The organism is Pseudoalteromonas sp. S2755, from assembly GCF_005886535.1.
Lineage (GTDB): Bacteria > Pseudomonadota > Gammaproteobacteria > Enterobacterales > Alteromonadaceae > Pseudoalteromonas.
This window is the reverse complement of the sequence record NZ_PNDS01000071.1, coordinates 19,765-28,745: the sequence shown is the minus strand read 5'-3', so window position 1 is coordinate 28,745 and position 8,981 is coordinate 19,765. Positions and strand designations below refer to the sequence as shown.

The 8,981-nt window shown below is 41.8% G+C and carries 8 protein-coding genes; 5 read left to right on the top strand and 3 right to left on the bottom strand.

What is annotated here, in order from left to right; translation table 11 throughout:
- Positions 1-119 precede the first annotated feature (119 nt).
- Positions 120-1,049 (bottom strand): porin, encoded by a 930-nt coding sequence (locus tag CWC03_RS13070; protein WP_138582274.1) that lies wholly within the window; start codon positions 1,047-1,049, stop codon positions 120-122.
- 148 nt (positions 1,050-1,197) lie between these two features.
- Positions 1,198-2,043: a LysR family transcriptional regulator gene (locus tag CWC03_RS13065; protein ID WP_138582273.1), complete on the bottom strand. Its 846-nt coding sequence runs from the start codon at positions 2,041-2,043 to the stop codon at positions 1,198-1,200.
- 87 nt (positions 2,044-2,130) lie between these two features.
- On the opposite strand from CWC03_RS13065, the gene maoP reads away from it, so the two are divergent.
- Both maoP and CWC03_RS13055 read left to right on the top strand, forming a co-directional pair.
- Entirely contained in the window at positions 2,131-2,502 is a 372-nt protein-coding gene (maoP, locus tag CWC03_RS13060; RefSeq protein WP_010607241.1) for a DUF413 domain-containing protein, read from the top strand.
- 227 nt (positions 2,503-2,729) lie between these two features.
- On the top strand, positions 2,730-3,965 hold the full coding sequence (locus CWC03_RS13055) for a GGDEF domain-containing response regulator (RefSeq protein WP_171040255.1): 1,236 nt from the start codon (positions 2,730-2,732) through the stop codon (positions 3,963-3,965).
- Here CWC03_RS13055 and rarD read toward each other — a convergent pair.
- Positions 3,954-4,844 (bottom strand): EamA family transporter RarD, encoded by an 891-nt coding sequence (gene rarD, locus CWC03_RS13050; protein ID WP_138582271.1) that lies wholly within the window; start codon positions 4,842-4,844, stop codon positions 3,954-3,956. The two genes, CWC03_RS13055 and rarD, sit on opposite strands and share 12 nt — an antisense overlap.
- Before the next feature lie 183 nt (positions 4,845-5,027).
- On the opposite strand from rarD, the gene recQ reads away from it, so the two are divergent.
- The 3 genes from recQ to CWC03_RS13035 all read left to right on the top strand — a co-directional run bounded on the left by recQ (position 5,028) and on the right by CWC03_RS13035 (position 8,957).
- Positions 5,028-6,851 carry a DNA helicase RecQ gene (gene recQ, locus CWC03_RS13045; protein WP_502705370.1) on the top strand — a complete coding sequence of 608 codons (1,824 nt, stop codon included), beginning with the start codon at positions 5,028-5,030 and terminating at the stop codon, positions 6,849-6,851.
- Positions 6,851-7,138, top strand: coding sequence for a DUF3630 family protein (locus tag CWC03_RS13040; RefSeq protein ID WP_138582269.1), 288 nt, complete (start codon positions 6,851-6,853; stop codon positions 7,136-7,138). Before recQ ends, CWC03_RS13040 begins: the two co-directional genes overlap by 1 nt.
- Positions 7,139-7,289: 151 nt before the next feature.
- Positions 7,290-8,957, top strand: a complete 1,668-nt coding sequence (locus CWC03_RS13035) for a POTRA domain-containing protein (protein ID WP_138582278.1) — start codon at positions 7,290-7,292, stop codon at positions 8,955-8,957.
- The last annotated feature ends 24 nt before the right edge of the window (positions 8,958-8,981 follow it).

Here is an 8,981-nt window from a genome sequence, read left to right as displayed (position 1 = left end):
GAAAATTGCGAAAAAACGTTTATTCGAGCAAAAAGAAAACAACCCGAGTATAAAACAAACAAAAACACCCGCATTAGGCGGGTGTTTTACTATATTTGAGCTTGGATAAAGTCTATAAATTAAAACTTATACTCGATACCTAGTCCTAGATAATCCTTTTCTACTTGGTTGTCTGCATCAAATGTTGAGTAGAAACCATAAACCTTCGCGTTTTTCGCAAGCTTATAATCAACACCGACAGAAACACCATCTACTTTGTCACCGGCATCGAAGTCAATAACTTGATACTGTGCTTTCAAGGTCGCATTGCCCAATTTGTACGCTGCATTTAGCAAGTACCCATCGGCCTCTGCACTTCCATCCACCTTTTCTTGTGTCTGGTACATTGCACCAAGTTTGAAGTCAGCTACTTTACCTTGAACAGTGAAACGAACCGTGTCATAGCCATTTACTTCGCTATCTGCCGCAATCGATGCATAGATAGCTGACTCTTTCAATCCAGCATCGCCGTATGTAAGCGCAGTAGAGAAACCGTTTTCACCTTCTTCACTGTCTTCAGCAATAAAACTTCCTAATACTCTAAAGCCATTAAAGCTTGGTGACTTGTAGGAAATTGAATCACCTAAGCGATTTTCGCCTTTAAAGAGCACCTTGATGTCACCCTCAAGGTCGTTGAACTGATCTAACTTACCTTGAGACTGTTTTAATGCAGTGTCATTACGGCCGATAACGACTTCACCGAAGTTACCTTTTAAACCCACGTATTGATTACGTGCAGTAATATTGTCTTTATCACCTTTTGAATCAGCGTCAGAGACATCTACTTGGAACTCAAGCTTATAAATAACTTCTAAACCAGAGTCTAATTTCTCAGAACCTTTGAAACCAAAGCGAGAAGCGTTACTTTTAATTTCAGTAACTGAACCTGCACCATCGTCAGAAGATTGTACCGATACATTCGCTTTACCATAAACATCTACTTCAGCGTTGGCTTGAAAAGTGAATGCACTTAGTAATGATAGCGCTAAAGCAGTCTTAGTTAGTTTCATGTGTATTTCCTCAATATCGCAACACGTATTTTCAAAACACGCGCAGTTTGACATTGGTAAATGACAAAAATATTACACATAAAATATTTCTGAAAATAAAGTGACACCCAACCTTAAGAAATACGTCACAAAAGGTTCATTCTAAGAATCACTTCACCACCCCCAGTAAGTTTACGATGGTTTCTATTTGCTCTAATTGGTCGTTGTCTTTATGGTATGCCACAAAAATCTCTCTTGAGTTACTGTCTACTTGATCAACTTGAGTCAACCTTCCAGCCTCAATGGACTCTAACGCTAACGCTTCTGGCACAAATGCAGAGCCACCACATTGAAGAATAAGATCGAGTGCTATTCTGCCAGTGCTGGTTCTAAAATAAGGAGGGGTTGATCCAGTAAACTGTTTTGCATGCCATAGAGAAAAAGCTGTCCCCCAATCAACATAAACATACTGGTTGTCAAAAAAGTCTTCCTTTGTTGCGTTATCAAAAGTGCTTACAGGAATAATAGCAAGATCGCTGATCGGCTTAACAACCAGTTCATCCACTTTTGGCGGATCGAATAGTACAGCAAGATCTAGTGTTCGCTCTAATAACAGTCGCGTGCTTTCTTGCTGTGCTTTCACTTCAGCAACAAGCGATACCCCAGGCATAGCAGATACAATATGATTAATCCCGAATTGTAAGAATGCATCCCAAATATTAGCAGTGCCACTCAGTGACAATTGCTTGTGCATATTGTTTGCCAATGCAACATCGACTTTGGCGCGCTGCATCCCAGTTAAGATCATTTTGGCGTGTGGTAACAACCTTTCACCTGGCGCAGTTAACTGAATATTATTACGCTGGCGAATAAAAAGGTTCACCCCTAGACTTTGCTCAAGCTGGCGGATCCTAAAGCTTACAGCTGACTGAGTGATGTATAAATTTTCTGCCGCTCGACCGAAATGACGGGTTTTAACAACTTCGACAAAAGTCTTTAATAGATCTATGTCCATTTTTCTTCCTGACGATAAAAATTACTCGTTTAAAAAATTATAAAACTTGGTCCATACTCCAGCCAGATAATCTTAGAGGACTCAGTTATGGATCATAATTTAGCGACTTTGAAAAATGCATTTGCAAGCCCCAGAGCCTTTTATGATGACGCCAACTTCCCTAGAGGATTCGGACGCAGTGGTCACTTCACGCTACAAGAAGCCGAAATTCTTGAACGCTGTGGTGCCACATTAAGAAGCTTATACAGCAAAGCAGAAGAACCTCAAAATAGTTTCCAATCTCAGTTTGTTCAGGTGATGGAAGGGTTAATCCCCCCCACTAACGCTGTAGAAAAAGCTTGGACCAAATATTTGAAGCATACTACGTGTAAGACAAAGTTTCATACGCTATTTGGACGTTCTAAAGTTCAAAATGATGGTAGCGTGGTGATCCCGGTAGATATTGACGACGAGCTATAAGCGAAATCATCTAAATCCTATCAAGCTTAGACGCCAACAGAGCGACTTTACTCCTGCCGTTGGTGTCTGAGCACTTCTCTTGTTTATACCATTTCAATATCGATTACCTCATCCCCCTATTTTTCTCGCATTTTGTTCTTAGTCTCTACCTGTTTATTTGCACAAGCATTGCAATTAAGCCCAGTTGGGTTAAGAATTAGTAAAACAGGAAATGATTGGCGAAAATTGTGTTACGGAAAATCTTAATCATTGAAGATACCCCTACAATTGCGAAGGTGCAAAAGCATATTGCTACCGCTGTGGGATACCATGTAGATATTGCAGAGTCTTTGGCTGAAGCTAAAGTTTTATTATCACAGCACGACTATTTTTGTGCCGTGGTAGATTTTGTGTTGCCTGATGCGCCGCTTGGCGAAGCCATTCCCTATACTGTTAAGGCTGACGTTCCTACTATTGTTATGACAGGTAACCTTGAAAGTCAAACCCGCTCAATTGTTGAGCAGTACCCTATTATTGACTATATCACCAAGGAAAATAAGCAAGCCTATCATTATTTACGACGCCAATTAGAGCGTTTGCCAAGAAATGAAAATGTCAGAGTACTAGTTGTGGACGATTCTATTTCGTCGAGGCATTATGTGTCAGCGCTCCTCACTCGCCACAAATACCAAGTACTAGAAGCCTGCGATGGTTTAGAGGCGCTCGCGGTATTAAAAGACAATCCCGATATCTCCGTGATCATTACCGACAATGAAATGCCAAATATGCGAGGCGAAGAGTTATGCATCGAAATCAGGCGACTCTACACTGACGATGATAAAGCGATAATCGGTATTTCAGGCGTTGAAACTGCCAATCTATCTACACGCTTTTTAAAAAATGGTGCTAATGACTACCTCAGGAAACCTTTTAACGCAGAAGAGTTTTACTGCCGCCTTAGTCAAAACGTTGATATGCTGGAGCATATTCAAACAATACGCCGACAAGCAAATACAGACTATCTAACCAACTTACCAAATCGACGCTACTTTTTCGATACCGTAAAGAAAAGTCTAAAAGCGAGACATAAAAAAGAGCTCCATGGACTAATAGCGATGATAGATATCGATCATTTTAAACAAGTAAATGACAATTATGGCCATGAGGGTGGAGATGCAGTGCTTGCGTCAATTGGCCAAGTGTTTGCTCAATATTTTCCCAATGATTTAGTCGCTCGATTAGGCGGCGAAGAGTTTGCGATATATTTTAAAGACACGGTGACTGCTCATTGTAAAGAAAGATTGGAGTGCTTTCGGGAATATCTAGAGCGAAGCAGTAACGAACTGACTGAACAACGGATCTCGTTTACTGTTTCAATGGGACTTGCCGCTCAAGTGACTACGGACATAGAGAGCCTGATAAAACAAGCTGATGAGCGTTTATATCAGGCGAAAGCTTCGGGAAGAAACCGCTTAGTTCACTAAGCGCTTTCTTTTATCTCGATAAGAATCAAAACTAAACATCACCAGCGCCCCCCAAATAAAGGCAAACGTTATCGCTCGCTCTGCATCAAAGGCTTCCCCGTAAAATAGTACCGCTAATATAAACATCAAGCTCGGCCCGATATATTGAAAAAAGCCAAGTGTCGTGTAAGGTATCCGCTTTGCCGCTGCGGTAAAGCATAACAAAGGCAAAGTTGTCACCACTCCCGCACTTATCAATAAGGTGTTCGTGTACCAATCATTATGCCAAAGGTTGCTTGTGGCACTGGGCTCAACCCACCACCAATAAGCCAGTGCAATTGGAGTAAGAATAAGTGCTTCAACAAGTAACCCTGGGAGCGATTCAACCGCTAAGGTCTTGCGTAGCAATCCATATATTGCAAACGATCCCGCGAGTGAAAACGCAATAATAGGGAATGAACCAAAACTAATTAACTGTAACACCACACCCACTATCGCTAATAAAACAGCAAACTTTTGCGCCGTTCTCAACTTTTCCGATAAGAATAACATTCCCAACAACACGTTTAGTAAGGGGTTGATGTAATAACCCAAACTCGCATCTAGCATAAAGCCGTTATTGACAGACCAGATAAATAACCCCCAGTTAAAACCCAATAGCAACGCCGTGAGTGTCAACATCGCCAGCAACTTAGGATTAGCCAATATGGCCTTAATTTTTGGCCATTGCTGCTTTGCCAGTACAATTAGTGCAATAAAAAATACAGACCACACAACGCGATGAATCAGTATCTCAATCGCGTCAACATGGACAAGTTGCTTAAAATAGATGGGTGCAAGTCCCCACATAAAAAAGGCGAGTACAGCGAGTAAGTGGCCTTTCTTTTGTTCTTCAATCACGGGCGTTTAACCTATGGAGGGATCAACTAAGAGGTCAATCATTATACTCATTTTTATTAATCACGGCGATGAAAGTTCGATGAATTCACAATTGCAAAGTCTAAAGCCACAGGTGCTCAAAACTTATTCAAGTCTCTTAAGATTAGATAAAAAGCGAAGACAAGGTTCCAAAAAAGCTCTAAAATGACCCCGATGGATACCCTCGTAAGCACCCCAATTAACGACCCTCATTCAGTACTGAAAGATGTGTTTGGCTACAGTACATTTAGAGATGGTCAGCTTGATATTATTCAGTCTAGCTTAGCTGGTCAGGATACGCTTGTACTACTGCCAACCGGCGGCGGTAAATCACTCTGTTACCAAGTCCCCGCACTATTATTTGCAGGCGTGACAATTGTTATATCGCCACTTATTTCATTAATGCAAGATCAGGTTGCGCAGTTAAAAGCACAAGGCATAGCCGCTGAATATATTAACAACAGTGTCGCTTGGGAGCAGCAACGAGATACCTATGATGCGCTTTTCCAGGGTCGTTTAAAACTGTTATATGTAGCGCCAGAAAAGGCCTTACAACGAGACTTTATTGAACGCATATCCAACTGTAACATCAGTTTATTTGCCATCGATGAAGCCCATTGTGTGTCTCATTGGGGACATGACTTTAGACCGCACTATTTTCGTTTAAAAGAATTACGTCAACATTTTCCGTCTGTTCCAATGATGGCATTAACCGCAACGGCTGATTTAGCGACACGAAAAGATATTGTCCAACAATTAGGTATGCAAGCACCTTTTATCTATACCGGTAGCTTTGACAGACCTAATATTCGTTACACCATCGAAGAAAAGTTCAAACCCCTGTCGCAGTTGATCCGCTATTTAAAAGAGCAAAAGGGGCAAAGTGGCATAATCTACTGTGGTAGCCGTAAACGTGTTGATGATATTGCCGAAAAGCTGATTGATGCTGGGTTCAATGCAGCAGGTTATCACGCAGGTCTAGATAATGATCAGCGTCAGTTTGTACAAAACCGCTTCGCCCGAGATGACATTCAAATCGTAGTTGCAACCGTTGCTTTTGGTATGGGGATCAATAAACCCAACGTGCGATTTGTGGTTCACTATGATATTCCAAAAAGTGTAGAAGCGTATTATCAAGAAACCGGCCGTGCAGGGCGAGATAGCTTAGCAGCTGAAGCCGTTATGTATTTTGATCCTGCGGATATTCCCCGCGTTAGACGCTTTTTTGAAGATATTCCAGACGAGCAACGTCGTAAAGTCGAAGAACAGCGCTTTCAGGCGATGTCGAGCTTTGCTGAAGCACAAACCTGTCGTCGTCAAATTTTGCTCAATTACTTCAGTGAATATCAACGAGAAGCATGTGGTAACTGTGATATATGTCTTAACCCACCGAAACAATTTGATGGCACATTAGTCGCTCAACAAGCGTTATCATGCGTATATCGCGCCGAGCAACGCTTTGGCATTGGTTACATTGTGGATATTTTACGTGGGGCAAATACTGCAAGGATCAGAGAGCAAAATCACCACTCCCTCTCAACCTATGGGATCGGGAAAGAACACAGTAATGAGTTTTGGCTGAGTATCTTACGTCAATTGATCCATCATGGTTTATTGAGTCAAGATATTACTCAAGGCGCAACACTTAGGTTAACAGAAGCCGCCCGCGCCGTACTGCGCGGCGAATATGTGCTACAGCTCGCAGAGCCAAGACTTGTAGCTAAGCATGTCTACCAGGATAAACTGGCTCAATTTAATTACGATAAAAAATTATTTGCTAAGCTTCGTGCACTCAGAAAGCAGCTCGCAGATGAAGATGATGTACCGCCGTATGTTGTATTTAACGACCGAACGTTGGCAGAAATGGCACAAAGAACGCCAACAACTGATAGCGAATTTTTGCAAGTGTCTGGCGTCGGTTTTACTAAGCTCAGCAAGTACGGCGCTCCTTTCATGCAGCTCATTCGCAATTATTTGGAAAGAGAATAATGACCACACTCACTTTGGATAATTCACACGAGGTGATTATCATAAACTGTGAAATTGCACCTCAAGACGATGAATTTGAACTTTGGGGGCAAATATTCTTACATCAAGATGAAATTCAATTAATTGAATTCTCTGCTGGAGCAGATAGACATCAGTGGCGTTTTTCGTATAAAAACTGTAATTTTAATTTAAATTTTGAACATTACAGTGAGAGCGTGTGGGTAGCTCCTGATGGCGTTGATGCCTTAGAACTCCTACCTTTCCTACGCCAACAGCTTTCTCGTTAAGTCCACATAAAGCTCTTTAAGTCTATAAATATTATTACTTTTGTTGCAGAACTAAAGCAAGCTGCAACAATATAATCCATACTAAAGGAATATTAGACTTAAAGGCTCTGTGATGAATGTAAAGAGGATCTCGTGTAGTAGTTTTGCGCTAATGTGTAGCCTAAATGCAGCTGCGCAAGCTGAAAAGGTACCTGCTGTTGATTTTGCTAATAGCTGCGGTAATAACCGGGTTGAAGCACAAAGCGACCAAAATCTTTCACGCCAGCTAGACAGCAAGCAAGCCTATCCAGAGCCCGCAGAGGGTAAAAAAGTCGTCGCAATCACTCTAAAGCAGCTTAATGTTTTCGATACCGACAAACCTGAAGAAGACAACGCCCTATTCCGATTTGCCAACCGTTATCATATTCAAACCAAACCCGAAGTATTAAAAAGTGTGCTCCTATTTCAGGAAGGAGATACGTACAACCCCAGAAAACTCAGTGAATCCGAGCGACTTCTTCGCAATCAGTCATACCTATATGATGCTCGTATTTATGCCGTGGAAAACTGTGATGGTGATATTTTAGTTACGGTTGTAACCCGAGATCTTTGGACGCTATTACCCGATTTAAGTTTTAGCCGAAGCGGTGGGGAAAATACTTCTCGAATTGGGTTTAGAGAAAGTAACTTATTTGGTTGGGGAAAGCGCCTTTCTTTTACTCATATACAAGAAGTCGACCGCTCCGGCTACCAGTTTGTATATGATGATCCCAATATTTTAAACTCAAGATATCGCGGTCGCGTAGAATATTCAGATAATGACGATGGTGAACGCCACTACATCGATGTGAGCTATCCATTTTTTGCAACCGATACCCCATACAGTTATGGTTTTACGAGTTATTCCGACAAACGCGAGGAACCTATATATTCTGAAGGTGAAACAATATCAGAGTTCAGTCAGTCCACGGATGTCACGCAAGTCTACTTCGGACATTCAAAAGCGCTATCGGGCAGTTGGACTCGCCGTCTCATCGCAGGCGTTAGACATGAGCAACATACCTTTCGTGAGATAGCTGATACCACTTTACCCATTGCACAGGATAGAACACTCACCTACCCTTATGTTCAAGCTCAGTGGTTTGAAGATTCCTATGTAAAAGTACGCAATTTTGACTCGATTTATCGTACTGAGGATCTTAATTTAGGCTGGAATATCAATGCCCAACTTGGTTACTCGGCGGAATCTTGGAGTGACGATGCTGAGCGTCTTGTTTATTCATTTTCTGCCAATACAGCGCACTACACCTCAGATCACAGCTTATGGCGTTTTTATTTTGACGTTAGTGGCAACTGGAACAAAGACACAGATAAAACCGAAAACCTAATAGCGAAAACGACCTTTCAATACTATTTAAATACCAGCTTATATGAGTCTTGGTTTATCAATGCAAGCTATACCTATGGAAATAACCTGACTTTTGATAATCAAATCACACTAGGTGGGGAAACCGGGCTGCGCGGATACCCAATAAAATATCAACAAGGTAGTCGCAGTATGCTACTCAATATCGAAAAACGCTACTACTGGGAATATGACTTACTGCGCTTATTCAAAATTGGCGGTGCCGCGTTTTTTGACGTGGGTCGCGCATACCACTCTCACCTACCGATTGAAGCAGATGAATCAGTCCTAAAAAATGTCGGCATTGGCTTGCGTTTAGCACCTAGCCGAGCCAATTCAGATATCATGGTTCATATTGATTTAGCCGCGCCAATTAATGGCCCGGATAACGTCGATAGCGTACAGTGGCTATTAACCGTAAAAAATCGCTTTTAACGGTGTCGCACACCAATAAACGTG